This window comes from Falsiroseomonas stagni DSM 19981 (genome assembly GCF_900114315.1).
Taxonomy (GTDB): domain Bacteria; phylum Pseudomonadota; class Alphaproteobacteria; order Acetobacterales; family Acetobacteraceae; genus Falsiroseomonas; species Falsiroseomonas stagni.
Genome location: NZ_FOSQ01000008.1, coordinates 1 through 24,809 on the forward strand (window position 1 = coordinate 1; position 24,809 = coordinate 24,809).

27 protein-coding genes are annotated in these 24,809 nt (G+C 72.1%); 18 read left to right on the top strand and 9 right to left on the bottom strand.

What is annotated here, in order from left to right; all coding sequences use genetic code 11:
- The first annotated feature begins 127 nt into the window (after positions 1-127).
- The 3 genes from BM041_RS18935 to BM041_RS18945 all read left to right on the top strand — a co-directional run bounded on the left by BM041_RS18935 (position 128) and on the right by BM041_RS18945 (position 1,778).
- On the top strand, positions 128-349 hold the full coding sequence (locus BM041_RS18935; RefSeq protein ID WP_139226097.1) for a hypothetical protein: 222 nt from the start codon (positions 128-130) through the stop codon (positions 347-349).
- Between the two features lie 72 nt (positions 350-421).
- Positions 422-1,315, top strand: a complete 894-nt coding sequence (locus tag BM041_RS18940) for a DMT family transporter (protein ID WP_175534020.1) — start codon at positions 422-424, stop codon at positions 1,313-1,315.
- A 61-nt stretch (positions 1,316-1,376) separates the two neighbouring features.
- The gene (locus tag BM041_RS18945) at positions 1,377-1,778 is read left to right on the top strand and encodes a VOC family protein (RefSeq protein WP_092961469.1); all 402 of its coding nucleotides are present in this window, start codon (positions 1,377-1,379) and stop codon (positions 1,776-1,778) included.
- A 7-nt stretch (positions 1,779-1,785) separates the two neighbouring features.
- On the opposite strand, the gene BM041_RS31880 is transcribed toward BM041_RS18945, so the two are convergent.
- On the bottom strand, positions 1,786-2,571 hold the full coding sequence (locus BM041_RS31880; protein WP_281244639.1) for an SDR family NAD(P)-dependent oxidoreductase: 786 nt from the start codon (positions 2,569-2,571) through the stop codon (positions 1,786-1,788).
- 35 nt (positions 2,572-2,606) lie between these two features.
- Between BM041_RS31880 and BM041_RS18955 the strand changes: the two genes are divergently transcribed.
- The 5 genes from BM041_RS18955 to BM041_RS18975 all read left to right on the top strand — a co-directional run bounded on the left by BM041_RS18955 (position 2,607) and on the right by BM041_RS18975 (position 7,636).
- The gene (locus BM041_RS18955) at positions 2,607-3,512 is read left to right on the top strand and encodes a YicC/YloC family endoribonuclease (RefSeq protein WP_245762159.1); all 906 of its coding nucleotides are present in this window, start codon (positions 2,607-2,609) and stop codon (positions 3,510-3,512) included.
- 137 nt (positions 3,513-3,649) lie between these two features.
- Positions 3,650-4,279: a guanylate kinase gene (gene gmk / locus BM041_RS18960; protein ID WP_092961471.1), complete on the top strand. Its 630-nt coding sequence runs from the start codon at positions 3,650-3,652 to the stop codon at positions 4,277-4,279.
- Positions 4,280-4,285: 6 nt separating this feature from the next.
- Positions 4,286-5,218, top strand: a complete 933-nt coding sequence (locus BM041_RS18965; RefSeq protein ID WP_092961472.1) for an AEC family transporter — start codon at positions 4,286-4,288, stop codon at positions 5,216-5,218.
- Entirely contained in the window at positions 5,215-6,606 is a 1,392-nt protein-coding gene (locus BM041_RS18970; RefSeq protein ID WP_092961473.1) for an amidohydrolase family protein, read from the top strand. The genes BM041_RS18965 and BM041_RS18970 overlap by 4 nt, the downstream gene beginning before the upstream one ends.
- 43 nt (positions 6,607-6,649) lie before the next feature.
- Positions 6,650-7,636 carry a Bug family tripartite tricarboxylate transporter substrate binding protein gene (locus BM041_RS18975; RefSeq protein ID WP_092961474.1) on the top strand — a complete coding sequence of 329 codons (987 nt, stop codon included), beginning with the start codon at positions 6,650-6,652 and terminating at the stop codon, positions 7,634-7,636.
- A 60-nt stretch (positions 7,637-7,696) separates the two neighbouring features.
- On the opposite strand, the gene BM041_RS18980 is transcribed toward BM041_RS18975, so the two are convergent.
- Positions 7,697-8,680 carry a Bug family tripartite tricarboxylate transporter substrate binding protein gene (locus BM041_RS18980; RefSeq protein WP_092961475.1) on the bottom strand — a complete coding sequence of 328 codons (984 nt, stop codon included), beginning with the start codon at positions 8,678-8,680 and terminating at the stop codon, positions 7,697-7,699.
- 154 nt (positions 8,681-8,834) lie between these two features.
- Here BM041_RS18980 and BM041_RS18985 point away from each other — a divergent pair, with 154 nt between their 5' ends.
- The gene (locus BM041_RS18985; protein WP_092961476.1) at positions 8,835-9,581 is read left to right on the top strand and encodes a maleate cis-trans isomerase family protein; all 747 of its coding nucleotides are present in this window, start codon (positions 8,835-8,837) and stop codon (positions 9,579-9,581) included.
- A 55-nt stretch (positions 9,582-9,636) separates the two neighbouring features.
- Positions 9,637-9,909, top strand: a complete 273-nt coding sequence (locus BM041_RS18990; RefSeq protein WP_092961477.1) for a hypothetical protein — start codon at positions 9,637-9,639, stop codon at positions 9,907-9,909.
- 3 nt (positions 9,910-9,912) lie between these two features.
- On the opposite strand, the gene BM041_RS18995 is transcribed toward BM041_RS18990, so the two are convergent.
- From BM041_RS18995 to BM041_RS19015, 5 genes are all read right to left on the bottom strand, one after another.
- Positions 9,913-10,692 (bottom strand): SDR family NAD(P)-dependent oxidoreductase, encoded by a 780-nt coding sequence (locus BM041_RS18995; RefSeq protein ID WP_092961478.1) that lies wholly within the window; start codon positions 10,690-10,692, stop codon positions 9,913-9,915.
- Positions 10,693-10,752: 60 nt separating this feature from the next.
- Complete coding sequence (htpG, locus tag BM041_RS19000) at positions 10,753-12,582, bottom strand: molecular chaperone HtpG (RefSeq protein ID WP_092961479.1); 1,830 nt, start codon at positions 12,580-12,582, stop codon at positions 10,753-10,755.
- A 202-nt stretch (positions 12,583-12,784) separates the two neighbouring features.
- Positions 12,785-14,071: a bifunctional enoyl-CoA hydratase/phosphate acetyltransferase gene (locus BM041_RS19005; protein ID WP_092961480.1), complete on the bottom strand. Its 1,287-nt coding sequence runs from the start codon at positions 14,069-14,071 to the stop codon at positions 12,785-12,787.
- Entirely contained in the window at positions 14,068-15,054 is a 987-nt protein-coding gene (locus tag BM041_RS19010) for an NAD(P)H-dependent glycerol-3-phosphate dehydrogenase (protein WP_092961481.1), read from the bottom strand. Before BM041_RS19010 ends, BM041_RS19005 begins: the two co-directional genes overlap by 4 nt.
- A gap of 8 nt (positions 15,055-15,062) precedes the next feature.
- Positions 15,063-15,890: a 23S rRNA (adenine(2030)-N(6))-methyltransferase RlmJ gene (locus tag BM041_RS19015; protein ID WP_092961482.1), complete on the bottom strand. Its 828-nt coding sequence runs from the start codon at positions 15,888-15,890 to the stop codon at positions 15,063-15,065.
- A gap of 118 nt (positions 15,891-16,008) precedes the next feature.
- Between BM041_RS19015 and BM041_RS19020 the strand changes: the two genes are divergently transcribed.
- Both BM041_RS19020 and BM041_RS19025 read left to right on the top strand, forming a co-directional pair.
- Positions 16,009-16,281, top strand: a complete 273-nt coding sequence (locus BM041_RS19020; protein ID WP_092961483.1) for a hypothetical protein — start codon at positions 16,009-16,011, stop codon at positions 16,279-16,281.
- 5 nt (positions 16,282-16,286) lie between these two features.
- Positions 16,287-16,697, top strand: coding sequence for a type II toxin-antitoxin system VapC family toxin (locus BM041_RS19025; protein WP_281244643.1), 411 nt, complete (start codon positions 16,287-16,289; stop codon positions 16,695-16,697).
- Positions 16,698-16,858: 161 nt separating this feature from the next.
- Here the strand turns inward: BM041_RS19025 and BM041_RS19030 are convergent, their stop codons facing one another.
- Both BM041_RS19030 and tsaD read right to left on the bottom strand, forming a co-directional pair.
- Complete coding sequence (locus tag BM041_RS19030; protein ID WP_175534021.1) at positions 16,859-17,068, bottom strand: YMGG-like glycine zipper-containing protein; 210 nt, start codon at positions 17,066-17,068, stop codon at positions 16,859-16,861.
- A 62-nt stretch (positions 17,069-17,130) separates the two neighbouring features.
- Positions 17,131-18,195, bottom strand: a complete 1,065-nt coding sequence (tsaD, locus tag BM041_RS19035; protein ID WP_092961685.1) for a tRNA (adenosine(37)-N6)-threonylcarbamoyltransferase complex transferase subunit TsaD — start codon at positions 18,193-18,195, stop codon at positions 17,131-17,133.
- A 58-nt stretch (positions 18,196-18,253) separates the two neighbouring features.
- Between tsaD and hemC the strand changes: the two genes are divergently transcribed.
- The 6 genes from hemC (at position 18,254) to BM041_RS19065 (ending at position 24,735) form a co-directional block, all read left to right on the top strand.
- Positions 18,254-19,276 carry a hydroxymethylbilane synthase gene (hemC, locus tag BM041_RS19040; RefSeq protein WP_092961485.1) on the top strand — a complete coding sequence of 341 codons (1,023 nt, stop codon included), beginning with the start codon at positions 18,254-18,256 and terminating at the stop codon, positions 19,274-19,276.
- 5 nt (positions 19,277-19,281) lie between these two features.
- Entirely contained in the window at positions 19,282-20,019 is a 738-nt protein-coding gene (locus BM041_RS19045) for a uroporphyrinogen-III synthase (protein WP_245762160.1), read from the top strand.
- Entirely contained in the window at positions 20,016-21,347 is a 1,332-nt protein-coding gene (locus BM041_RS19050) for a hypothetical protein (RefSeq protein ID WP_092961487.1), read from the top strand. Before BM041_RS19045 ends, BM041_RS19050 begins: the two co-directional genes overlap by 4 nt.
- A 10-nt stretch (positions 21,348-21,357) precedes the next feature.
- Positions 21,358-22,620: a heme biosynthesis HemY N-terminal domain-containing protein gene (locus tag BM041_RS19055; RefSeq protein ID WP_092961488.1), complete on the top strand. Its 1,263-nt coding sequence runs from the start codon at positions 21,358-21,360 to the stop codon at positions 22,618-22,620.
- Between the two features lie 162 nt (positions 22,621-22,782).
- Positions 22,783-23,745: an agmatinase gene (gene speB, locus BM041_RS19060; RefSeq protein WP_092961489.1), complete on the top strand. Its 963-nt coding sequence runs from the start codon at positions 22,783-22,785 to the stop codon at positions 23,743-23,745.
- Positions 23,746-23,799: 54 nt separating this feature from the next.
- Complete coding sequence (locus BM041_RS19065; protein WP_092961490.1) at positions 23,800-24,735, top strand: Bug family tripartite tricarboxylate transporter substrate binding protein; 936 nt, start codon at positions 23,800-23,802, stop codon at positions 24,733-24,735.
- The last annotated feature ends 74 nt before the right edge of the window (positions 24,736-24,809 follow it).

Below are 24,809 nucleotides of genomic sequence, written 5' to 3' on the forward strand. Positions count from 1 at the left end.
CTCGCCTTCAAGCGATTGAAATCCCTGCTGCACATCGACCGATTGCCCACCCGCACCGAGCGTGGATCGCAGAGTTGGCTCTACGCCCACCTCGTCCTGGCCCTGCTCTGCGACGACCTCAGCCAGGATGTCCTGGAATCTTCCCCCTGAGGCGTTGCTCGACGACGCCTACACGCCCTCGCTCTGGGCCGTGCAGAAGATCGCGCTGATCGTCCTGCTCGGCACCGTCATCGGCACCGTCACCATCGCCGACATCCTGCATGCCAGCCCCAAGGCCCATCGCAGCCTCGCCAATGCGCCACGACGCCGAAAACCACACGTCAGCTACCCAGTCAGAAACCTATTTTAGCGCGTATGGGGGTCTCCCCCCCAGATCTTCCAGAGGGGGCGGATGGGGTATGGGGAAGGCAGCGCCTTCCCCATGACACCCCTCACCGGCCCCGCCCTGTGGTGGCGCCTCCTCGTCATCGGCGGCCTCTGGGGTTCCTCCTTCCCCCTGCTCCGCCTCGTAGCCATGGAGATGTCGCCCTTCGCCCTCGCCGCCTGCCGCGGCGGTTTCGCCGCACTCGGCGTGCTCGCCTTCCTGGCCGTGACGGGGCAGTTGCGCGGCGGCGGCTGGGGCGTCTGGCGCGCGGCGCTCGTCCTCGGCACCTGCAATGGCTGGGTGCCCAATCTGCTGACGGCGCTGGCGCTGGACAGCATCGAGGCCGCGCCCGCCGCCCTCATCCATGCCGCGACGCCCTTGCAGGTGGCGCTGATGGCGGCCGTGCTGCTGCCGGGGGACCGGCCGGGCTGGCGCGGCCTCGCGGGGCTGCTGGTCGGCTTCGTCGGCATCGCCGTCCTCCTCGGCCCGGCGGCGATCAACGGCAATGCCTCCTTCACCGGGGGGCTGCTGATCCTGCTCTCCGGCGCCTCCTATGCTGCCGGCACGCTCTATGCCCGCATGGCCCGGCCCGGCGCCTCCGGCCAGTTGGTCCTGGGGCAGCAGGTGGTGTCGGGGCTGGTGGCGGCGCTGCTCTCCATCCCCTTCAGCGGCACCGGCGCCTATGACCAGCCGGCCTGGGTCTTCGGCGTGCTGGCCGTGCTCGGCATCCTCGCCTCCGCCATCCCGCTGACCATGTTCCTCCGGTTGCTGACGAAGGCCCGCGTCACGGATGCCGCCATGGTCGGCTACATCCAGCCGCCCTTCGCGGCCGGGGTCGGCGCCCTGCTGCTCGGCGAATGGCCGGCGCTGGGCGTGGTGGCGGGCGGCCTCATCGTCCTGGCCGGCGTCTGGCTCGCCACCTCCCGCCCCGCCGCCAGGGCCCCCGCCTGACGCTTTACGCGCCCACCCTCGCCATGCGCTGATGCCTCCAACCAACCAGGGGAGGCGCGGCATGCCCATCGGCGGGATCGAGCACATCAACATCTGGGCCGTCGACCTCGACGCCACCATCGCCTTCTACCGGAACGTGCTGGGGCTGGAGCAGGGCGACCGCCCGCCCTTCGATTTCCCAGGCGCCTGGCTCTATGCCGGCGGCGTGCCAGTCATCCACCTTGTCGGCCCCCGCGCCGCCGACGCCAACCGCCCGCCCCGCCGCGCCCAGCCCACCGGCCAGATCGACCACGTGGCCTTGGCCGCCACCGGCCTGCCCGACATGCGCGCGCGCCTGAAGGCCCATGGCCTGGCCTTCCGCGAACAGGTGGTGCCGCGCGATGGCGTAACGCAGCTGTTCGTCACGGACCCCAACGGCGTGGTGCTGGAACTGAATTTTCCGGCCAGCGAGACGGGGGGCTGAGCGTCCCCTACCCCTCCCGCGGCTTCGCCGGCACCACCGACATCATCGCGTTCCGCCACGAAGGCGGCAGCGCCCCCACCACCCGCGCCACCGCATACAAGCGCCGCGGATAGGCCACCCGCACCCGCCCCGCCGCGATCCCCGCCAGCGTCCGCGCCGCCGCCCGTTCGGGCGTCATCAGCAGCGGCATCGGGAAGGGGTTCCGCGCCGTCATCGCCGTGCGGATATAGCCCGGGCAGACCGCATGCAGCCGGATCCCCCGCGCCTTCTCGCTGGCATCCAGCGCCTCCGCCCATCGCTGCACCGCCGATTTGCTGGCGCAATAGGCCGGCGCCCCCGGCGCCGCGACGAAGGCGGCGATGGAGGCGATGACGGCGATCCGCCCCCGCACGCCGCCCTCTCCCGGCGCCTGGGCGGCCATCAGCTCCATCGCCGGCAGCGCCGTATTCAGCACGCCGCCGAGGTTGGTGGCGAAGATCCGCTGCACCTGGTCCGCCGGCTCCGTCTGCCCGCCCGTGCCGCCCGAAACCCCCGCATTGGCGACCACCAGATCGAGCCTACCCGCCCCCGCCACCCAATCCGCCATGCCCGCCTGGTCCGTCACATCCAGCACCGCCGGGCTGACGGCGGCGCCCCGCGCCACGCAGGCCGCCGCCACCTGGTCCAGCCGCGCCGCGTCCCGCCCGGACAGATGCAGGGTCACCCCCGGCGCCGCGCAGGCCTCCGCCAGCGCCCTGCCGAGGCCGCCGGTCGCGCCGGTGATCATCACGTCACGCCACGGATATGCCGCCACCTTGCCCTCCTCCGCCGCACGGGGGAAAAACCCCCATGAGCAAGCTCGCTTCGATGACCGGCTTCGCCCGAGAGGGCGGCACCCTGCCGGACGGCACCTCCTTCGTCTGGGAACTCCGCAGCGTCAACGGCCGGGGGCTGGACCTTCGGCTGCGCCTGCCGAACGGCCTGGATGCGCTGGAACCCGCGCTGCGGGAGGCGCTTTCCAAGCGCCTGAAGCGCGGCAATGTCTCCGCGACGCTCACCGTGAAGCGGGAGGAACGCGCCCCCCGCCTGACCCCCGACCCCGCCGCCCTCGAGCAGGCCATCGCCCTGGTGCTGTCCGTCGCCGCCCGCATCCCCGGCGCCGCGGCGCCGAGCCCCGAAGCCGTGCTCACCCTGCCCGGCGTGCTGCGCGCCGAGATCGTGGAGCCCGACGAGGCCGCCGAGGAAACCCGCCGCGCCGCGCTGGCCACCGCCTTCGCGACGACGCTCGATGGCCTCGTCGCCTCCCGCGCCCGCGAAGGCGCGCAACTCGCCACCATCCTGGCGACGCTGCTCGATGAGATCGCGTCGCTGCGCGAAGCCGCCGCCATCGAGGCCGCCGGCCAGCCCGCCGCCCAGCGCGCCCGCCTGATGGAGAATCTCGCCAACCTCCTCGGGGATGGCGACCTCCGCGCGCGCGTGCCGGAGGAACGGCTCGCCCAGGAAGTGGCGATGCTGGCGCAGCGATCCGATGTGCGGGAGGAGCTTGATCGCCTCTCCGCCCATATCAACGAGGCGCGGAGCCTGCTGAAATCCGGCGACGCCGTCGGCCGCAAGCTGGAATTCCTGACGCAGGAATTCGTGCGGGAGGCCAATACGCTGTGCAGCAAATCCGCCAGCACCGGCCTGACGCGCATCGGCCTCGACCTCAAGGCCGCGATCGAGCGGCTGCGCGAACAGGCGGCCAACGTCGAATGAACCCTGGTCCTTGCGGATCGAAGCCGATCCGCCCTCAGACGCCGGCGCTTCGCTTGGCTTCGCCGGACTGCCGGCGGCGGCCATTCGGCCGCTCGCCCGCCTGCGGCGGGCGCAGGTCGCCCTGAATGGAATCGGTCATGACCCTCCCCGCCCGCCGCGGCATCTGCCTGGTCCTCGCCGCCGCCCCGGGAGGCGGCAAGACCAGCGTGTCGCGAAAAATCCTGGAGACGGAGCCCGACCTCTCCCTCTCCGTCAGCGCCACCACCCGCGCCCCCCGCCCGGCCGAGACCGACGGCGTCCACTACTTCTTCAAGACGCCCGAGGCATTTGAAGAAATGGTCCAGCGCGATGAGCTGCTGGAACATGCCGGCTTCCTCGGCCGCCGCTACGGCACGCCGCGCGGCCCGGTGGAGGCCGCGCTGGCGCAGGGCCGCGACGTGCTCTTCGACATCGAATGGCAGGGCCACCGCCAGCTGAAATCGAAGCTGCCGGAGGACGTGGTGGGCATCTTCCTGCTGCCTCCCTCCATGGAGGAACTGGAACGCCGCCTCCGCGGCCGGCAGCAGGAGAACGAGGCCGAGATCGTCAAGCGCCTGGCCATCGCGCGGGAGGAGATGACCCACTGGTCCGATTTCGACCATGTGCTGGTCAATCGCGATTTCGATGCCTGCGTCGCGGAAGTCCGCGCCATCCTCCATGCCGCGCGCACCACCCGCGTCCGCCAGCCCTGGCTTCCCGGCTTCGTCGACACGCTGCTGGGCCGGTAGCGCCGCATGGGAGGCGTTGTCGAAGTCGTCCTCCCGGTCTTCGCCCTCATCGGCCTCGGCTTCATCGCCGGCCGCCGCGCCCTGCTGCCGCGCGCGGCCTTCGATGGCATGTCCGCCTTCGTCTTCGGCCTGGCCGCGCCCTCGCTCATCTTCCTCGGCGGCACCAGGCCGCATGACAGCGCCGGCGGCGCCGCGGCCGCGCTGCTGGCGGGCGGCGTGCTGGTCTTCTTCGCCGCCACCTGGGCGGGGCGGCGATTCTTCCGCATGGGGCTGTCGGAAGCCGCCCTCTTCGCGCTGGCCTGCGTCTTCGGCAATTCGCTGATGATGGGCGTGCCGATCATCGTCGCCGCCTATGGCCAGGCGGGCGTGCCGCCCATGCTCGGCATCCTCGCCTTCCAGACCATGGTGCTGCTCGGCCTTGCCACCATCGTCACGGAGATGGGGCTGAACGAACAAGCCCCCTGGCGCCGCGTGCTGGTCACGACGGCACGCGGCGTGGCGCGCAACCCCGTGGTGATGGCGGTGGTCGCCGCGCTGGCCTGGACCATGCTCGGGCTCACCATGCCGGGGCCGATGCAGCGCACGCTGGAATTGCTGGGCGCGTCCACCCCCGCCGTCGCGCTGTTCTGCCTGGGCGGCGGGCTTTCCGCCATCAGCGGCCGCGCCATGTGGCAGGAAACGCTGACCATCATCACGGTGAAGCTCGTGGCGCTGCCGGGCCTGGTCTGGCTGATCGCCATCGCCATGGGCATCACGCCGATCGAGACCGCGGTCGCGGTCACCATGTCCGCGCTGCCCACCGGCGCCAACGCCTTCATCTTCGCCCGCCGCTACACGATCGGCATGGACCGCTCCGGCGCCGCCGTCGTCATCACCACCGCGCTGTCGGTGCTGACGCTGTCCGCCCTCATCGGCCATTTCAGGGGAGTGCTCCCGTGACCCTCATCATCGAGCCCGGCTGGGTCTGGGATGCCGACAATGGCCTGCGCACCGGCCATCACGTTGTCGTGCAGGGCGGCGCCATCGCCGATGTCACGCCGCACGCGCCGACCATGGACGCCGAACGCATCACCGCCCCCGATTCCCTGCTGATGCCGGGCCTCATCAACCTGCACAACCACGCCATGTCAGGCCCACTCTTCCGCGGCCTGGCCGATGAACTCGCCCCGGGCGACCTGCCCGGCCACATCGTCTTCTCCCTGCTCATGCCGCTCGGTGATGTCGCGGCCGCGCTGATGACGGAGGAGGATATCGGCGATGCGGTGGAGATGGCGCTGCTGGAGGGGCTGCGCAGCGGCACCACCGGGCTGCTCGATGTCTATCGCGTGCAGCAATGGCCCTTCATCGAACGCGCGAAGCGGATCGGGCTGCGAAGCTGGTCCTGCCCCTATCTGTTCAGCGAGACGGTCGGCATGGGCGCGGATGGCAGGCCCATCTACACGCCGACCGACAATACGGGGTTCGAGGCCACGCTGAAGCTCTTCGAACGCTTCGACGAGGGCAGGCATGGCGTGACGCGCGTGGGCTTCGGCCCGCATGGCCCGGACAGCAACACGCCCGATCTGCTGAAGCGCGTCGATGCCAAGGCGCGGGAGCTCGACACCATCGTCTCCATCCACGCCGCGCAGAACCTGATCGAGATCGAACGCGTGAAGGCGGCCCATGGCGTGGGCTCCATCGAACACCTCAAGCGCCTCAACCTGCTCCGCCCCGGCGTGGTGCTCGCGCATGGCATGTTCGCGACCGATGAGGAGATGGCGATGATCGCGCGCGAAGGCGCGGCGCTGGCCTCCTGCCCCCTCGCCTTCGCGCGCTCCGGCCGGTTCGTGCCGCTGGCGCGGATGGAGGCTTCGGGCCTTCGCCTCGGCATCGGCACGGATGGCGTGACGCTCGACATGCTGCACGAACTCCGCAGCGCCGCCGTCTTCGCCAAGGTGCAGTCCGGCACGCCGCACGCCCTCTCCGCGCCCCGCATCCTGCGTGCCGCAACGCGCGATGCGGCGCTGGCGCTGGGGCGGGACGATCTCGGCCTGGTGGCGAAGGGGGCGCGGGCGGACCTCGTGATGTTCGACCTCGGCTCATCCCGCTACCAGCCGGTCTGGGACCCGCTGAAATCGCTCCTCACCAATGGCAGCGCGTCCGACCTGACGCTGGCGATGGTGGAGGGCCGCGTCCTGCTGCGCGACGGCCGCCCCACCACGGTGGACGCCGCATCCGTCACGAAGCGCGGCCGCGCCGCGATCGAGCGCGTGTGGCGGGAGGCCGCGCGACGCGGTGCGATTCCGGCATCGATCGCCGCGCGGGCCGCGATACCGTTGCAGGGGTAGCGCCGATATCCCTACCCTCCCCGCCACAACGGGAGACACCGCGATGACGCCTCGCCTGACGCGCCGGCTGCTGCTGGCCGCCACCACGCTGGCCGTGCCGGCCATCGCACACGCCCAGGCGCGCCGCCCGCTGCGCATCGTCATCCCCTTCCCGCCCGGCGGCGCGGTGGATGGGCTGGGCCGCGTGCTGGCGGACCGGCTGGCGCCGGTGCTGGAGCAATCGGTGGTGGTGGACAACCGCAGCGGCGGCGGCGGGCTGATCGGCGCGGACGCCGTCGCCAAGGCGCCGCCGGACGGCACCACCATCGGCGTGATCGGCGCCGCCACGCTCTGCGCCGCACCCTTCCTGCAGCAGACCATGCCCTTCGACGTGGCGCGCGACTTCCGCGCCATCAGCCAGATCAGCGACAGCGCCGTGCTGCTGGCCGTGAACAGCGAGGCCGCCACGCGGCGCGGCTGGACGGATTTGGGCAGCCTGCTGGCCTGGTGCCGCGCCAATCCCGGGCTCTTCAAGGTGGCCCATGCCGGCGCCGCCACCGTCAGCCACCTGACGCTGGCCGCGCTCTCCGCCCAATCCCGCGCGGAGTTCAACCAGATCCCCTATCGCGGCGGCGCGCAGATGACGGCCGATCTGCTGAACGGCACCATCGAGGGCAGCGCGGACCTGCCGACCGCCCTGGTGCCCCAGTTGGAATCGGGACGCATCCGCATCCTCGGCACATCCTCGGGCCAGCGCCTCGGCATGCTGCCGGCCATCCCCGCCTTCAGCGAGACGCCGGGCCTCCAGGGCTTCGACATCCGATCCTGGAACATGATCGTCACGGCGAGCGCGACGCCCGCGGCGGAAGTCGAGCGCATCGCCGCCGCCATCCGCCAGGTCGGCACGACGCAGTCCTTCAAGGACGCGCTGCGCCCGCTGGGCTACGACGCGGTGGTGAGCGAGAGCACCGCCGCCGCGGCCGCGCTGATCGCGTCGGAGACGCCGAAATGGCAGCGGCTGGTGGAGGTTTCGGGCGCACGGGTGAACTGAAGGGCTTCTCCCCTCACCCAACCCTCTCCCCGCTGGGGAGAGGGCTTTTCGAGTCCAAGATCAATCCGCTGTCGCCCCCACCGCCTGGATCACCGTCCGCCACCTCGCGCTCTCGGCGGCCATGAACTCGGCAAACTCCACCCGCCCCATACGCCGCGGCACCGATCCGCCCGCCATGATCCGGTCCCGCAGGCCCTGGTCCTCCATCGCCGCCAGCAATTCCGTCTCCAGCCTGGCCAGGATCGGCTCCGGCACACCCGTCGGCGTGCACAGCCCGAACCAGCCGGTGGAGACGATGTCCACGCCCTGCTGCTGCATCGTCGGCAGGTCCGGGAAGGCCGCGACGCGGTCCGCGCCACTCACGGCAATGGCCCGCATCCGGCCCGTCTGCGCCATCTGCGTCACGGCGGAGATGGACTGGAACAGCATGTCGATCCGGCCCTCGATCAGGTCCGTGTTCATCTGCCCGCTGTTCGTATAGGGCAGGTGCTGCATCGCCAGGCCCGTGATCACCTGGAACTGGCTGCCCGCCAGGTGCTGCGACGACCCCGCGCCCACCGATCCGAAATTGATCGGCCGGTTCTGCGCCCGCGCCCAGGCGATGAATTGCTGGAGGTTCTGCGCCGGCACCGAAGGCGGGATCACCACGATGTTCGGCACCAGCGCGATCATGCCGACCGCGGCGAAATCCTTCTCCGGGTCGAACTGCATGTTGCGATAGAGCCACTTGTTCGCGGCATTCGCGGCGATGGAGGCCAGCCCCACCGTGTAGCCATCCGGCGCGGCACGGGCGACCGCCGTCATGCCGATATTGGTCCCCGCGCCCGGCCGGTTGTCCACGACCACCGGCTGCCCGAGTCTCGCCTGCATGCGGTCCCCGACGAGCCTGGACAGCACATCCCCCGCGCCGCCCGCCGGGCCGGGGTTGATCCAGCGGATGGGGCGGTTCGGCCAATCGGCCTGCGCGCGCGCCACCCCCGGCAGCAGGGCCGCGCTACCGGCGGCCAACAGGGCGCCACGCCGCGTCAGCATGGGCTGGGACATCGTCTCTGTGCTCCTGGAACCTTGCCGCGGAGGGTGGGGTTGTATCCCACCCCTGTGCAAGACCGCCAGGACGGTAAATCATCACGCCGCCGGCCGGCCCCTGCCACGCACCGTGGCAGGCTGCCCGCCGGGTTAGCGGAATGGAGAGCCTCCGATGGGTGACGTGCTGGGCTGGCGCTGCAAGTTCGGGGTGATGGGCCCCTCCACCAATACGGTGGTGCAGCCGGATTACGACATGATGCGCCCCGCGGGCGTCACCAACCACTACAGCCGCATCTACACCCCCAATGCCGATGCCATCTCCAACGAGACCTTCCTCGCCGGCGCGCGCCTGATCGGCAACAACACGCTGGATGCCGTGAAATCCGTCATGACCTGCAAGCCGGACCATCTGGTCATGGGCATGTCGGCGGTCACCTTCTTCGACGGCGCCAAGGGCGCGGATGCCTTCGTGAAGCAGGTGGAGGATGTCTCCGGCCTGAAGATCAGCGTCGGCAGCCATTCCTGCACCGCCGCGATGAACGCCTATGGCGGCGTGAAGAACATCTCCATCATGTCTCCCTACTGGCCGGCCATGAACGAACAGGTGGCGCGCTACTTCACCGACATGGGCTTCACGGTGAAGAAGGACATCGCGATGCACTGCCCGTCCTGGACCGGCATCGCGGAAGTCACGCCGAAGCAGTGCGTGGACGCCATCAAGGCCATCGATGGCGATGATGTGGACGCCATCGTCCAGGTCGGCACCAACCTGTCGATGGTGAAGCTGGCCGTGATGGCGGAGATGTGGCTCGGCAAGCCCGTCATCGCCATCAACACCGCCACCTACTGGCACGCGCTCCGCACCATGGGCATCCAGGACAAGGTCGCGGGCTGCGGCCCGCTGCTCGAACGCTTCTGAAACCACCCGCCGCGCGCGGCGTTTCGTCCATGCATCCTTCCAGGAAGCGTGAGAGGTGGAACGCCGCCGCTTTCTCCTCGCCGGCCTCGCCGGCACCCTGGCTCGCCCCGCCGATGCCGCGCGCAGCACGCCCCCGCCGGAGATGACCCGGCCGGAGGAACTCCTGCTGGGCGATGTCGAGGCGACGGTGGAGGATATCCAGTACGGCCCGCCCGGCCGCGGGCGGGGTCGCCGCCACCGCTGCCGGATCGAGACCCGCCGCGTGCCCTTCCGGGACCGCCGGGGCCGCCTGCGCTACCGCATCCTGGAACGCGAGGTCTGCCGGTAGGCCCTACAGGTTCCGCCGCGCCGCCCGCAGCGTCGGCAGCCCGATGCCGGTGGATTGGAACCCGCCATCCACCGCCAGCACCTGGCCGGTGATATAGGACGCCTTGTCGCTCGCCAGGAAGAAGATGGCCTCCGCCAATTCCTCCTCCAGCCCGTAGCGGTTCAGCGGGATCGCATCATGGTAGTCGCGCCGGATTTCCGGCGTGTGCACCGCCTTGGCCATGGCGGTATCCACCGGCCCCGGCGCCACCGCATTCACCCGGATGCCGAGGCTGGCCAGTTCCGCCGCCTGCTGCTTCGTCAGATGCGCCAGCGCCGCCTTGCTGGTCCCATAGGCGACCCGCAGCGTGGAGGCCCGCAGGCCGGAGATGGAGGTGATGTTCACCACCGCGCCGCCGCCCCCTTCCGCCATGATCGGCGCCGCCGCCTGCACCATCAGGAACGGCCCCGTCAGGTTCACCGCGAGCACGCGGTTCCATTCCTCCAGCGTGGTGTCGAGGATCGGCTTGAACACCGCCGTGCCGGCATTGTTCACCAGCGCGTCGATGCGCCCGAAATGCCGCGCCGCGCCCTGCACGGAAGCCGTGACCGCCACGGGATCCGCGACATCACAGACCAGCGCCAGCGTGTCGTCCGGCGCGGCCAGCGCCGCCATGGCGGTATCCAGCAGCGCGGCATCGACATCGAGCAGCGCGACGCGCCAGCCCTCCGCCAGGAAGCGCTTCGCGGTGGCAAGGCCGATGCCCCGCCCCGCGCCCGTCACCAGCGCGACCGGTGATGCCATGGCGATGTTTCCTCCGTGTCCCCGCGCCATCGAACCATGGCGCGGGGGCGGCCGGAAGCCTTACAGGGCCAGCGCCGCCGCCACCCGCTTCGCGAAGCCCACGGGGTCCCGCGGCACGTCGCCATCCTGCAGCCGCGCCAGATCCAGCAGCAGCCCGGCTTCCTCCTTGAGGTCCGCCTCCCCCGCCGCCTTCTCCGCCAGCTTGCGGATCAGGGGATGGCGCGGGTTGATCTCCAGGATCGGCGCCCCCGCCCCCGCCGCGCGGCCCGCGCGCTTCAGCAGGCGCTGCATCTGCAGATCGGGCCCGTATTCCGGCGCGGCCAGCACCACGGCGCTGTCCACCAGGCGGTCGGTCGCGCGCACCTCGCTCACATCCTCGCCCAGTGCGTCCTTCACCAGCGGCAGCAGGCGGGACATATCCGCGGCCTCCGCCAGCTCCGCCGCATCCCCCGCCACCTTGGACAGGTCGATACTGCCCTGGGTGATGCTGCGCAGCTTCTTGTCCTCGAAGCTGTCGAGGCGTTCCGGCCAGAAGGCGTCGATATTCTCCGCCATCAGCAGCACCTCCACGCCCTTGGCGCGGAAGCCTTCCAACTGCGGGGAATTGGCGAGAGCGGCGGCGTCGTCACCCGCGAGGTAGTAGATCGCCTCCTGCCCCTCCTTCATCCGCGCGACGTAATCCGCCAGCGTGGTCCAGCCTTCCACGGCGGATGACTTGAAGCGCAGCAGCCCCGCGAGGTCCTTGCGGTGCTCCGCATCCTCCCAGACGCCTTCCTTCAGGACCGGGCCGAAATTCTCGTAGAACTTCGTGTATTCCCCGGCATCCTTGGCCCGCGTCTTGAGTTCCGAGATCACGCGGTTCGTCACCGCGCGGCGGATGCGCGCCAGGACCGGCGTCGCCTGCAGCATCTCCCGCGACACGTTCAGCGGCAGGTCTTCCGTGTCCACCACGCCATGCACGAAGCGCAGCCAGGGCGGCAGCAGCTCGGCCTCGTCCGTGATGAACATGCGGCGGACATGCAGCCGAACCTTGCTGTCGCGTTCCCCCTCCACGGCCTGGAAGGGCTTCATCCCGGGGATGAAGAGCAGCGCGGTGAAGTCGATCTGCCCTTCCGCCCGCCAATGCAGCGTCGCCCAGGGTTCGTCGAAGACATGGCCGAGGTGGCGGTAGAATTCCGTGTAGCGTTCCGGCGTGATTTCCGACTTCGGCTTGCGCCACAGCGCCGTGCCCTCGTTGGCCGGCTCATCCGTGCCGTCGCGGGCGACGGTGATGGGGATGGTGATGTGGTCGGCCCATTTGCGGATGATCGACTGCAGCCGGAAGGGCTCCAGGAACTCCGTCGCGTCTTCCTTCATGTGCAGCACGATGTCGGTGCCGGCTTCCGCGCGCTCCGCCGGCGCCAGCGTGTATTCGCCGCGGCCATCGGAAGCCCAGAGCCAGGCTTCCTCGCTGCCCGCGCGGCGCGACGTCACCTCCACCCGGTCCGCCACCATGAAGGCGGAATAGAAGCCGACGCCGAACTGGCCGATCAGGCTCGGCTTGTCCGCTGCCTGGCTTTCCGACAGCGACTTCGCGAAGGCCAGCGTGCCGGACCTGGCGATGGTACCGAGGTGCTGGGCCAGGTCCGCCTTGGACATGCCGATGCCGGTGTCGCTGATGGTCAGCCGCCGGCCTTCCTTGTCCGGCACCACGCGCAGGCTGGCATCGCCCGGCAGCATGAGGCTGGCATCCGACAGCGCCTCGAACCGCCGGCGGTCCACCGCATCGGCGGCATTGGCAACGAGTTCGCGGAGGAAGATCTCGCGCTCGGAATAGAGGGCATGGACGACGAGATCGAGAAGGCGCCCGACCTCGGCGCCGAATTCATGCCGTTCCACGGTCTCGCTCATGGTGATGTCCCCTGTGGTGAGAATTCTGGGCGGGCGGCGATATGCGGGGCCGCGGGCCTGGTTTCAACCGTGGGGGAACGCCGTTCCCCCACACCCCCATGCCAAGGGGCAGCGGCCCCTTGGAACCCTCCAATTGACGATGGTCCAGGAGGCTCTGCCTCCTGGCGGATGGGGTCCGGGGAAGGCAGCGCCTTCCCCGGAATCACCCCGCCACCAGCCTCAGCAACGCCGCCGATGCCAACCGGCTGTTCGCATCATCGCTCCGGCTCGTCAGCGCCATCGGCACCCGCAGCCCCAGCACGATCCCCGCACTCGCCGCGCCGCCGAGCAGGGCCAGCTGCTTCGCCAGCATGTTCCCCGATTCGATATCCGGGCAGACCAGCACATCCGCCCGCCCCGCCACCGCGCTGACGATCCCCTTCGCCTTCGCCGCGGCGACGGACACCGCATTGTCGAAGGCCAGCGGCCCATCCAGCAACGCGCCCGTGATCTGACCGCGATCCGCCATCTTGCAGAGCGCGGCGGCATGCAGCGTGGAGACCATCTTCGCCGTCACCGTCTCCACCGCCGAAAGAAGTGCCACGCGCGGCAACTCCACCCCCATCGCGGCGGCCAGCGCGATCGCGTTGCGGATGATGTCCGCCTTGGCGTCCAGGTCGGGATCGATGTTGATCGCGGCATCGGTGATGATCAGCGGCCGCGGATAGAGCGGCGCATCCATGACGAAGCAGTGGGAAACGCGGCGTTCGGTCCGCAGCCCGGCCTCCCGCGCCAGCGCCGCGCCCATCAATTCGTCGGTGTGCAGGCTGCCCTTCATCAGCGCGGCCGCCCGCCCCTCGCTCACCAGGCGCACCGCGACCTCCGCGCTCGCATGGCTGTGGGGCGTGGCGACGATCTCGAAGGCCGAGAGGTCCATCCCCTCCGCCGCCGCCCGGATGCGCGCCTCCGGCCCCACCAGGATCGGCGTGATCAGCCCGTGGCTCGCCGCCAGCAGCGCGCCACGCAGGCTTTCGGCGTCGCAGGGATGCGCGACCGCGGTCGGCACCGGCGGCCGCCCCGCGCAACGCGCCAGCAGCGCCGCCAGCATCCGGCGGGGCTGCGTGCCGAAGGGGCCAGTAAGGTCGCCGCGCCGCTCCGTGGGTTCCGACAGTTCCGCGAAGCCCGTCAGGATGGGCGATCCATCGGCATGGCGCACGGCGCAGTACAGATGGACGACGCCCGGATTGGACGGCGCCTCCACCTCCGCGGTGATCACCACCTCATCCCCTTCGGCCAGGGTGCCGGTGAAGGAAAAATCCTCTCGCAGCAGGCGGCAGCCCGGCCCTGGCAGGCGGGTCAGCAGCAGGCGCGTCATCAGCGTGGCGGCGGCGCGCACCGCCAGCGCCGGGTCGTCGGACCCGATCAGCGCCGCGACGGGCGCGAGTTCGGACGCCAGCACAAGGTGGGTGACGCTGTCGCGCGTGCCGGCGGGGAACAGGGTGGCGGTCATTCGTCTCTCCGGGGCCGGGCCAGCAGCCGCCCCATCGCTTCCGCCACCGTCAGCTTCCCCGCGAGAAGGTCCGCCACCGCCGCGCCGATCGGCAGTTCCACCCCCGCCGCCGCGGCGCGCGCGACCAGGGCTGGCGCCGTCGCCACCCCCTCCGCCACGCCCACCCGCGTCGCCAGCGCTGCCTCCAGCCCCACGCCGCGCCCGAGTTCCATGCCGAGGGAGGTGTTCCGGCTGCCCGGCCCCGTCGTCGTCAGCAGCAGATCGCCGAGGCCCGACAGCCCCGCCGCCGTCTCCGCCCGCCCGCCCAGTGCCACCGCCAGGCGCGACAATTCCGCGAGGCCCCGCGTGACCAGCGCCGCCCGCGCATTCTCCCCGAGCCCCGCGCCGATCACCGCGCCGGCGGCGATGGCGATCACGTTCTTGGCCGCGCCGCCGACCTGCACGCCCATCGGGTCATCCCCACCATACAGGCGGAAACCGGCGGTGCCGAGCCGCTCCGCCGCCAACGCCCGCAGCCCCACATCCCGGCTGGCGATGACGGCGGCGGCGGGCAGGCCCTTGGCGACCTCATGCGCGAAATTCGGCCCCGACAGCACGGCGGTGGTGGCGGCTGGGCGGAGCTTTTCCAGGATCTCCAGCGGCAGCAGCAGCGTCCCCCGCTCCACCCCCTTGGCGCAGACGACCAGCTTGGCGCCGGTATCCGGCAGGGCTTCAAGCGTCGCGCGCAGATGCTGCGCCGGCACCACGAGCAGCCACAGATCGGCCCCCGCCAGCGCCGCGGGATCGGCCGTCACCTGGATGGCGGGGTGCAGCGCCAGCCCCGGCAGGTAGCGCGCATTCTCCCGCCCCGCCTGGATCGCCGCCGCCCGCGCCGCATCCCGCGCCCAGAGCGTGACGTCATTCCCCGCCCGCGCCGCCTGCTGCGCCAGCGCCGTCCCCCAGGCGCCCGCGCCGAGCACCGCGATCCGGCCTGAGCCCTGCATGAAATCCCCTATTCCGGCGTCACGCGGGTGATCCCCGCACCGGCCCCATCCTCGCCGCGGGAAAGCCGGGGCAGCAAGCCGCGCAATATGACAGCGGCCTGCTCCTCGAAGCCGAAGGGTGCGTTGGCCACCAGAAGCCCGCAGCCATTGAGGCGCGTGGGGTCCAGCGGCTCCCGGATCACGATCTCGGCCGCGATGCAATCCGGCACGGCGGCGTCCTGAAGGGCGTGGTGGAAGGCGCGCACCGGCGCGCGGTGCTTCACCGGATACCAGGCGGCGATGATGCCCGCGCGGAAGCGGTGGCGCAGCCGGGCGATGGCGGCGGCCAGGCGGTCGAACTCGCCCTCCTGCTCGAAGGGCGGGTCGATCAGCACCAGGCCGCGGCGTTCCGGGAAGGGCGTCAGCGCCTCGATCGCCTCCCAGGCGTCGCGCCGGTGCACCGCCACCTGGGCGTCGCCCCGGTAGCGGGCGCGCAGCGTCGCGTGGTCCTCCGGGTGCAGTTCACACAGCACCAGCCGGTCCTCCGGCCGCAGCAGCGCCCGCGTGATGGCCGGCGATCCGGGATATCCGCCCGGATAGCCCAGCGCCTCGATCAACTGGAGATAATCGGCCAGCGCCGGGTCATCCGCCCCGGAGACCCGCCCGATCCCCTCCCGCCATTCCCCCGTGCGCTGCGGCTCCGGCGCGGAGAGGTCGTAGCTGCCGATCCCCGCATGGGTATCCAGCACGCGGAAGGGCTTGGGCTTGGCCAGCAGCCCGCGCAGCAGCGCCACCAGCAGCGCGTGCTTGGCGACGTCGCAGAAATTCCCGGCGTGGAAGGCGTGGCGGTAATTCACGCCGCGGGGCTAGCGCCGGGCCCAAGGGGGCGCAAGGCAGGGCGGCGCAACCCGCTGGACCCTTGCCGGCCGGCACCGTATCCGGATATGTTTCCGGAAATAAAGGAGGCCCTGTTCCATGGCGCCTGGCGCTCACCTGGCCGCCCACCGTCGCCGCCAGCGCAGCCGCGGCCTGCAGCGGCTGGAAGTGCAGGTCCGCGTCGAGGATGCCGCCCTGGTCCGGGCCATCGTCGCGGCGCTGGCCGATCCCGCCCAGGCCGAGGCGGTACGCGCCTCCCTGCACGATCGCTTCGCGCCCCGCCCCGGCCTCAAGGCGCTGCTCGAGGCCGCGCCGCTTGACGGCATCGACCTCGACCGCCCGCGCGACACGGGGCGGGAGACGGTGTTCTGACCTGGCTGGTCGACACCAACGTCATTTCCGAGATCCGCAAGGGCGCGCGCGGCCATCCCGGCGTCGCCGCCTGGTGGCAGGGCGTGCGGGAGGAAGACCTCTTCCTGAGCGTGCTGACACTCGGGGAAATCCGGCGCGGCATCGAGGGCGTGCGCCCGCGGGATCCCGCCAAGGCGGAGGCGCTGCAGCGCTGGCTGGCCGCCGTCACGGGCGGTTTCGCGGCGCGCATTCTGCCGGTGGATGCGCGCGTGGCGGATGAATGGGGCCGGATCAACGCCGGCCGCAGCGTGCCTGTCATCGACGGGTGGATCGCCGCCACGGCGATCGTCCACGGCCTGGTGCTGGTGACGCGAAATGTGGGGGATGTGGAGGGGCTGGGCGTCAGGACGCTCAACCCCTTCACCGCCGGGCGCTGAGACCAACGGCCCGATGGACTGACATGCGGCCGGCGCAGCCGGCCAAAGCCGCGAATGCGGCCCGCCGCCAGTGCGGCGAGCCAAGGCCGCGGAGCGGCCGCCCGGCGCTTGAGGGCACTAAAAAGATACCAACGAGTCGCTGCAAGCGGCCGTTGGTATGACTACCGCGCCGTCACGGCCCCGCCCACCGCGCCGAGCCCGCCGCCCACCAGGGCGCCCGTGCCCGCATTGCCGGACAGCGACCCCACCGCCGCGCCCGCGCCGGCGCCCAGCAGGCCGCCGCTCACCGCCCGGCTCCCGGGCGAGGATCCGCAGGCCGCGACGGCAAGCACCAGCGCGACAGCCATCATGAACCGGGGTGCGAAACGCATCGGCGTATCCTCCATACCTGTGCGGTGGTGGAACGCACGGCGCGCGATAAGGCTCCCTGGGCTCACACGGCGGTGACGGAAAGCTCCGCAAGCGGCCAGCGCGGCCGCGGCGCCTGGTCCAGTTCGTCGGTCAGGCCGAGGCGCAGCCGCTCGATCCCCGCCCAGGCGATCATCACGGCGTTGTCGGTGCAAAGCCGGATCGGCGGCGCCACCAGCGGCAGGCCGGCCTTCGCCGCCACCGCCGCCAGCGCGCTCCGGATGCCCTTGTTGGCCGCGACACCCCCCGCCACCACCAGCGCCGTCGCATCCGGCGCCATGGCCAGCGCATGCGCCGCCCGGTCCGCCAGCGTGGCGGCGACGGCGGCCTGGAACCCCGCCGCCACATCCGCCCGCCCCCGCTCGTCCAGCCCTTTCGCGACGATATTCGCCACCGCCGTCTTCAGCCCGCTGAAGGAGAAGTCGCAGCCCGGCCGTCCCATCAGCGGCCGCGGCAGCGCGAAGCGCGCGGGGTCACCCGAGGCCGCCAGCCGTTCCAGATGCGGCCCGCCCGGCCAGGGCAGCCCCAGCAGCTTGGCGGATTTGTCGAAGGCCTCGCCCACCGCGTCATCCAGCGTGGTGCCGAGCCTCACATGCCGGCCCACCCCCTCCACCCTGACGCATTGGCAATGCCCGCCCGACAGCAGCATCAGCAGGTAGGGGAATTCCAGCCCACCCGCATGCACCCCCGCCTTGAAGACACCGGGAAGGCGCGGCGTCAGCGCATGCCCCTCCAGGTGGTTGATGCCGAGGAAGGGCACCCCCGCCGCCAGCGCCATCCCCTTGCCGAGCGTGGCGCCCACGATCAGCCCGCCGATCAGCCCCGGCCCGGCCGTCGCCGCCACCGCCGCCAACCCGTCCGGCCCAATGCCCGCCTCCGCCATCACCCGCCGCACCAGCCCCGGCAGATGCGCCAGATGGGCGCGCGCCGCGATCTCCGGCACCACCCCGCCATAGGGGGTGTGGTCCTCCAGCTGGGAGAGCACGGCCTCCGCCAGGATCGTCCCATCCGCCCGCAGCAGCGCCGCCGCCGTCTCGTCGCAGGAGGATTCGAGGCCCAGCACCACGTCACTGTCCCGCAACGTCCGCATGGGTTTCGTCGCCTGCACCACTTCCGCCTTCCCCATACCGGGCCTATGTCCCGCCGCCATGTCGGTAGCCCATCCCTCGGCCGCATCCCAGCCCGGCCCGCCCCACCATGCCGCGGTCAAGCCGCATATGCGCTCGCTCCCGCTGCGCGTCGGCACGCGGGGCTCCCCGCTCGCGCTTTGGCAGACCCGCCACTTCCTCGACCTCATCACCCGCTTCTGCCCGGTGCTGCGGGATGCCAAGGCGTTCGAGGAACACGCCATCACCACCTCCGGCGACCGGATCCAGGACAAGCGCCTGGCCGATATCGGCGGCAAGGGCCTCTTCGCCAAGGAAATCCATGAGGCCCTGTCCGACGGAAGGATCGACTTCGCCGTCCACAGCCTGAAGGATCTGGAGACGGAGATGCCGCCCGGCATCGTCCTCGCCTGCACCCTGAAGCGGGAGGATGCGCGCGATGCCCTGATCCTCGGCCCGTCCTGCAATCCGCCCGATCCCTCCGACCCCTTCGCCTGCCTGCCCGCCGGCGCCGTCATCGGCACCGCCTCCGTCCGCCGCCAGTCCCAGATCCTGCATGCCCGCCCGGATTTGCGGGTGGAGATGATCCGCGGCAACGTCCAGACGCGCCTCGCCAAGGTCCGCGACCCCGGTGGCCCCACCGCCTCCCTCCTGGCGCTGGCCGGCCTCCGCCGCCTCGGCCTGGAAGTCGAGGCCGGCGTGGTGATCGACCCGGACGCCATGGTCCCCGCCGCCGGCCAGGGCATCGTCGGCGTCACCGTCCGTGCCGATGACGTCGAACTGCACGAACTCCTATCCGGCATCGAGGACCGGGAAGCGAAGGCCGTCTCCTCCGCCGAACGCGCCCTGCTCGCGGCGCTCGACGGGTCCTGCCGCACCCCCATCGGCGGCCATGCCCGCCTGCTGCCGGATGGCCGCCTGCACCTGACGGGCCTGGTCGCCCGCGCCGATGGGTCCTTCCTGCTGAAGCGCAGCCTGCACGGCGCGGCGGCCGATGCGGCGCGGATCGGGCGCGAACTGGGCGACAGCCTCCGCCGCGACAGCCCGGCCGACATCTTCGGGTGAACCCCGTGGCGCCGCGCCAGGTGCTGGTGACGCGGCCGGAGCCGGGGGGCGAGGAGACCGCCGCCCGCCTCCGCGCCCTCGGCCTCACGCCGGTGCTGGCCCCGGCGCTGGTGCTGCAGCCCCGCCCCTTCGCGGCCCCGCGCGCCCAGGCCATCCTCATCACCAGCCGCGCCGCCGCCCGGGCCCTGCGGCCCATGCCGCTTCCCCTTCTCGCCGTCGGCGAAGCCTCCGCCGCCGCCGCGCGGGATGCCGGTTTCGCGGATGTGACCGCCGCCGCCGGCACGGCCGCCGATCTCGCCCGGCTCGCGGCCGAACGCCTGCGCCCGCAGGCCGGCCCCCTGCTGCTCGCGGTCGGCGAAGGCTACGCCCTTGATCTGGCGGCGGACCTCCGCGCGCGCGGCTTCCGCATCCTCCGCCGCATCGCCTATCGCGCCGTGCCGGCCCTGACACTGCCGGAAGCCTGTCACGAAACCCTGTCCCGCGGAAAACCGGGGAAAATCCTGTTCCACTCGCCTCGCTCCGCCGCCTGTGCCATCACCCTGCTCCAAGCCGCCGGCCATGCGGCAACCCTGGCGGGGATGGAGGCGTTCGCGATCAGCCAGCGGGTGGCGGATGCCGCCGCGGCCGCGATCGCCCCCCTCACCTTCCGGGCGGTCCATGTCGCCGGCCGGCCCAGTGAAGACGCCTTGCTGGCGCTGCTGTCAGGCGGCGCCGCGGAACCAGCCCCGCCAGGAGCATCATGAGCGCCCCTCCCCCGCCCGCCTCCCTCCAGGACCGTCTTCGCCGCCTTCGGCTGGACCCCGCCGCCCTGCCCATCGCCGTGGCTGGCGTGGTGCTGGTCGGCGCCGTGGCCTGGCTGATCGCCCGCCCGCTGCCGGCCCCCACGCCCCCCGCCAACCCCCTGGCGGCGGAGGTCGCGGAACTCCGCGCCCAGTTGCAGCAGGTCGCCGGCCTCGACCGGCGCCTGGCGGCGCTGGAAGGCACCACCGCCCGCATCGCCGGCCTCGAGGCCCTGCCGCCGCGCATCGCCGCCCTGGAAGGCCTGACCCAGCGCGTCACGGGCCTCGAAGCCCGCCCGCCCGTCGATCTCGCGCCGCTGCGCGACCAGGCCGCGGAAGCCGAACGCCGCGCCGCCGCGCTGGAGGAGAAGCTGGCCGGCGTGGAACGCATCGCCCGCGACACCGCCGCCCGCCCCGCCATCGATCCCACCCAGCTCGCCGCCCGCGGCGCGGTGGAAGCGCTGAGCCAGCGCCTCGATCGCCTCTCCGACCGCACCGAAACCTCCATCCGCCAGGATGAGGCCCGCGCCGCCGCCGCCGCCACGCGGATCGAGGCGCTGGCGCGCGAAGCCGCAGCCCGCGACACCGCGCTGGAACAGGCCCAGGCCCAGGCCAGCCAGCGCATCGGCGCGACGGAAGCCGCGCTCGCCGGCCGCATCGCCGCGCTGGACCCGCGCCTCGCTGCCCTCGAACAGACCATCGCGACCCGCACCGCCACGCTGGAACAGGCGATCGCCGCCCGTGCCGCCGCCGCGGAAGCCCAGGCCGCCCGGCTCGTCGCTTTGGAAGGCGCGGCGCAGCGCCTTGCCGCCCTGGAAGGCCGGGCCGGCCGGATGGCCACCATCGATGCGCTGCGCGCCACGCTCGAAGCCGGCCGCCCCCTCGGCGGGGCGCTCGCCGGCCTGCGCGACGCGCCGGAGGCCCTGACCCGCTTCGCCACCGCGGCGCCACCCACCGAATCCGCGCTCCGCCTGGCCTTCGAGGACGCCGCCCGCGCCGGCCGCGCCGCCAGCGAACCGGCCCGCGAAGGGGCCGGCGTGCTGGACAGCGCCGTCAGCCGCCTCTCCGGCCTCGTCACCGTCCGCCGGGGGGAGGACGTCCTCTGGGGCGATGCCGCCGCGGCGGAGATCGAGCGCGCCCGCCGCGCGCTGGAGGCCGGCGACCTCGAAGGCACCATCCAGCGCCTCGCCCGCCTCTCCGCCCCGGCGAAGGAGGCGATGCGCGGCTGGATCAGCCAGGCCGAGGCGCTGGTCGCGGCGCGCGCCGCGCTCCGCACCCTGGCCGCCGGCTGAGGACGCCGCGATGCGCAGCGCCCTCCTCTACCTGGTCCTGCTCGCCGGCGGCACGGCCGGCATCCTCTGGCTCGCCCGTCTGGGTGGTGCGGTCGAAATCCGCGTGGCGGATGCGGAAATCCTGGTCAGCCTGCCGGTGGCGCTTCTGCTGCTGGCGGTGCTGTTCGCGGTCCTGCATTTGCTGCTGTCCCTCATCTCCTGGCTCCGCCGCCTGCCCGGCCGCCTCCGCGCCAACCGCGCGGCCAAGCACCGGGTGGATGGCGATGCCGCCCTGACCCGCGCCCTGATCGCACTCGCCGCCGGCACGCCCGACGTCGCGCGCATCGAGGTGAAGCGCGCCCGCAAGGGCCTGGGCGACACGCCCCAGACCCTGCTGCTGGCCGCCGAGGCCGAGCGCCTGGCAGGGCGGGAGGATGCGGCCGCCGAGGTCTTCCAGGCCCTCGCCGCCCGCCCCGATGCCCGCTTCCTGGGGCTTCGCGGCCTGCTCCGCCAGGCCATCCAGCGGGAGGATTGGCCGACCGCCCAGCGCCTGGCGCGCGAAGCGGAAGCCGCCCAGCCCGGCGCCGCCTGGCTGCGCCAGGAACGGGAGACGCTGGCGCTGCGCACCCGGGACTGGCGTGAAGCCCTGTCCCTGGCCGCGCCGGGGCCGACCCAGGCCGGGCTCGCGCTGGCCGCCGCCCAGCAGGAACCCGACCCCGCCCGCGCGATCGAGCTGGAACGCCAGGCCTTCCAGGCGGACCCCGCCTTCGCCCCGGCCGCGCTGGCCTTCGCCGCCCGGCTGCGCGCCGCCGGCAGCCCGCGCCGCGCGCGCGCCACGCTGGAACAGGCATGGGCCGCCCGGCCGCACCCCGACCTGGCGCGCGACTACCTGCTGGAGGAGACGGACCCGCTGCACCACGTTAAGGCGGTGGAGGTGCTGATCCACAACAACACCAAGCACCCCGAAAGCCACCTGCTGATGGGCCGCGCCGCGCTGGCCGCCGGGCTGACCGGCCGCGCGCGGACGGAACTCGACGCCCTCGTCGCCTCCGGCCGGGCCGACCGGCGCGCCTACCTGGCGCTGTGCGACCTGGAGGAGGTGGAGAAGGGCGAGCTGCCGGAAGGCCGCGCCGCCCAGGCGCGCTGGCTGCGGGCGGCCGCGACGGCGGCGCCGGAGCCGCGCTGGCGGTGCTCCTCCTGCGGGACGGACCATGCGGATTGGGCGCCGGCCTGCCCGGCGTGCAATTCGGTGGGCACGATCGGGTGGACGAGCCCGCAGCAGTTGCCGGTCTGAGTGGCCCGCAGGGGGGCGCCGCCCCCCTGCACCCCCCGCCAGGGTCCAGCCGGACCCTGGACGGGGGGCAATTGATGATGGTCCAGGGGGGTCTCCCCCCTGGCGGATGGGGTATGGGGAAGGCAGCGCCTTCCCCATCAAGCCCCCAGGACCATCCCATCCATGGATTTCCCCCAGCCCCTCGACGGCGCCATCACCCCGCGCTTCGCCGGCCCCGTCACCTTCATGCGCCTGCCGCAGATCGAGGACGCCACCCAGGTCGATATCGGCCTTCTCGGCGTGCCCTTCGACCTCGGCACCACCAACCGTTCGGGCCCCCGCCATGGCCCGCGGGAAATCCGCAACGTCTCCTCCATCATCCGCCGCGCCCATCCCGTGACGCGGGTGGAGCCCTGCCGCCTGGCCCGCGTGGCCGATGTCGGCGACACGCCGACCAACCCGGCGGACCTGATGCAGTCCCTGCGGATGATCGAGGATCGCGTGGCGGAAATCCGCGCGACCGGCGCCTGGACCCTGGCGCTGGGCGGCGACCACCTGATCTCCCTGCCCATCCTGCGCGGCATCCATCGCGCCAGGCCCGATCTCGGCCCCATCGGCATGGTGCATTTCGATGCCCATTCCGACACCAACGACACCTATTTCGGCGGCGCCCGCTTCACCCATGGCACGCCCTTCCGCCGCGCGATCGAGGAAGGGCTGCTCGACCCCGCCCGCATCGTGCAGATCGGCATCCGCGGTTCGCTGTTCGATGCGACGGACATGCACTGGGCGCGCGACCAGGGCGTGCGCATCATCACCATCGAGGAATTCCAGGACCTCGGCATCGATGCGACGATGGCGGAGGCGCGGCGCGTGGTCGGCGACCGGCCCTGCTACCTGACCTTCGACGTCGATTGCCTGGACCCCGCCTTCGCGCCGGGCACCGGCACGCCGGAGATCGGCGGGCTGATGCCGCGGGAGGCGCAGCGCATGATCCGTGCCCTGCGCGGCCTGCCCATCATCGGCGCCGATGTGGTGGAAGTGGCCCCCCCCTTCGATGTCGGCAACGCCACCGCGCTGATCGCGGCGACGATGATGTTCGAGATCCTGTGCCTGATGGCGGAAGCACGGGTCACGGAACCGTAGCACCGGCGCGCAAATTGCTAGGCTAGACGGGCAATCCCCTGAGGATATCCCCGCGTGCGATCCCTGCTTGCCGGCCTGCTGCTGTCCGTGTTCGCCATCGGAAGCGCGCAGGCGCAATCCCCCATCACCATCGTGGTGAATTTCGGCGCCGGCGGCAGCGCGGACCGCATGGCGCGCCTGGTCGCGCCGGGCATGGCGGATATCCTCGGCGCGCAGGTGGTGGTGAAGAACAGCGCCGGCGCGGCGGGCGCCATCGGCGCGCAGGAAGTGGCGCGCGCCAGGCCCGATGGCACGACGCTGCTGCTGAGCACGAGCGGCCCCATGGTCATCCAGCCGCATTTCCGGGCAGACCTGCCCTATCGCCTCGCGGATTTCGCGCCGATCTGCCTGCTGGGCGACGCGCCGGTGATGATGATGGCCGCCCCCGTCAGCGGCCTGCGCAGCGCGGCCGATGTGGTGGCCCGCGCCCGGGCTGCGAATGGCGGCTTCAACTACGGCTCCGCCGGCCCCGGTTCCATCCCGCACATCGTCATGGCCGCGATGGCGCAGCGCGCCGGCGTGCCGATGACGCACATCCCCTTCCGCGGCAGCGCGGAGGCGATCATCGCCCTGCTGCGCGACGATGTCTCCATCTACGCCGACCTGCCGGGCGGGCTTCGCGCCAACAACCTGGTCGGCATCGGCGTGATGGCGGAACAGCGGACGGCCGAATTCCCGGACCTGCCGACGCTCCGCGAACAGGGCTTCGACCTGGTCTATTCGATCTGGGCCGGGCTCTACGCCCCCGCCGCGACGCCGCCGGCCTTCCTGGCCCGCGCGGAGGCCGCCTGCCAGCAGGCGCTCCGCAGCCCCGCCGCCATCGAGGGCTTCGCCCGCCTCTCCACCCCCATCACCTTCCGCGGCCAGCGCGATTTCGCCGCCTTCCAGCAGGCGGAATCCGAGAAGTTCCGTGCCGTGGTGCAGGCCGCGGGCATCCGCCCGGGCGATTGATGCGTCGCGGCAAAACGTAACAGGCATGGTTCGCACGCAGTTAATGGTTCCCAGTGAGGTTCCGGATACCGCCC

Bases quoted from the DNA above. Each gene is read 5' to 3' on its own strand.
- htpG (WP_092961479.1), bottom strand. From the start codon at position 12,582: ATGAGCGAGACCGTGGAACGGCATGAATTCGGCGCCGAGGTCGGGCGC.
- BM041_RS19020 (WP_092961483.1), top strand. From the start codon at position 16,009: ATGGCGCCTGGCGCTCACCTGGCCGCCCACCGTCGCCGCCAGCGCAGC.
- BM041_RS18955 (WP_245762159.1), top strand. From the start codon at position 2,607: ATGAGCAAGCTCGCTTCGATGACCGGCTTCGCCCGAGAGGGCGGCACC.
- BM041_RS18995 (WP_092961478.1), bottom strand. From the start codon at position 10,692: ATGGCATCACCGGTCGCGCTGGTGACGGGCGCGGGGCGGGGCATCGGC.
- BM041_RS19055 (WP_092961488.1), top strand. From the start codon at position 21,358: ATGCGCAGCGCCCTCCTCTACCTGGTCCTGCTCGCCGGCGGCACGGCC.
- BM041_RS19010 (WP_092961481.1), bottom strand. From the start codon at position 15,054: ATGCAGGGCTCAGGCCGGATCGCGGTGCTCGGCGCGGGCGCCTGGGGG.
- BM041_RS19005 (WP_092961480.1), bottom strand. From the start codon at position 14,071: ATGACCGCCACCCTGTTCCCCGCCGGCACGCGCGACAGCGTCACCCAC.
- BM041_RS18980 (WP_092961475.1), bottom strand. From the start codon at position 8,680: ATGTCCCAGCCCATGCTGACGCGGCGTGGCGCCCTGTTGGCCGCCGGT.
- speB (WP_092961489.1), top strand. From the start codon at position 22,783: ATGGATTTCCCCCAGCCCCTCGACGGCGCCATCACCCCGCGCTTCGCC.
- BM041_RS19050 (WP_092961487.1), top strand. From the start codon at position 20,016: ATGAGCGCCCCTCCCCCGCCCGCCTCCCTCCAGGACCGTCTTCGCCGC.
- BM041_RS18945 (WP_092961469.1), top strand. From the start codon at position 1,377: ATGCCCATCGGCGGGATCGAGCACATCAACATCTGGGCCGTCGACCTC.
- tsaD (WP_092961685.1), bottom strand. From the start codon at position 18,195: ATGCGGACGTTGCGGGACAGTGACGTGGTGCTGGGCCTCGAATCCTCC.
- BM041_RS18935 (WP_139226097.1), top strand. From the start codon at position 128: ATGTCCTGGAATCTTCCCCCTGAGGCGTTGCTCGACGACGCCTACACG.
- hemC (WP_092961485.1), top strand. From the start codon at position 18,254: ATGTCGGTAGCCCATCCCTCGGCCGCATCCCAGCCCGGCCCGCCCCAC.
- BM041_RS18985 (WP_092961476.1), top strand. From the start codon at position 8,835: ATGGGTGACGTGCTGGGCTGGCGCTGCAAGTTCGGGGTGATGGGCCCC.
- BM041_RS18965 (WP_092961472.1), top strand. From the start codon at position 4,286: ATGGGAGGCGTTGTCGAAGTCGTCCTCCCGGTCTTCGCCCTCATCGGC.
- BM041_RS19030 (WP_175534021.1), bottom strand. From the start codon at position 17,068: ATGCGTTTCGCACCCCGGTTCATGATGGCTGTCGCGCTGGTGCTTGCC.
- BM041_RS18975 (WP_092961474.1), top strand. From the start codon at position 6,650: ATGACGCCTCGCCTGACGCGCCGGCTGCTGCTGGCCGCCACCACGCTG.
- gmk (WP_092961471.1), top strand. From the start codon at position 3,650: ATGACCCTCCCCGCCCGCCGCGGCATCTGCCTGGTCCTCGCCGCCGCC.
- BM041_RS18940 (WP_175534020.1), top strand. From the start codon at position 422: ATGACACCCCTCACCGGCCCCGCCCTGTGGTGGCGCCTCCTCGTCATC.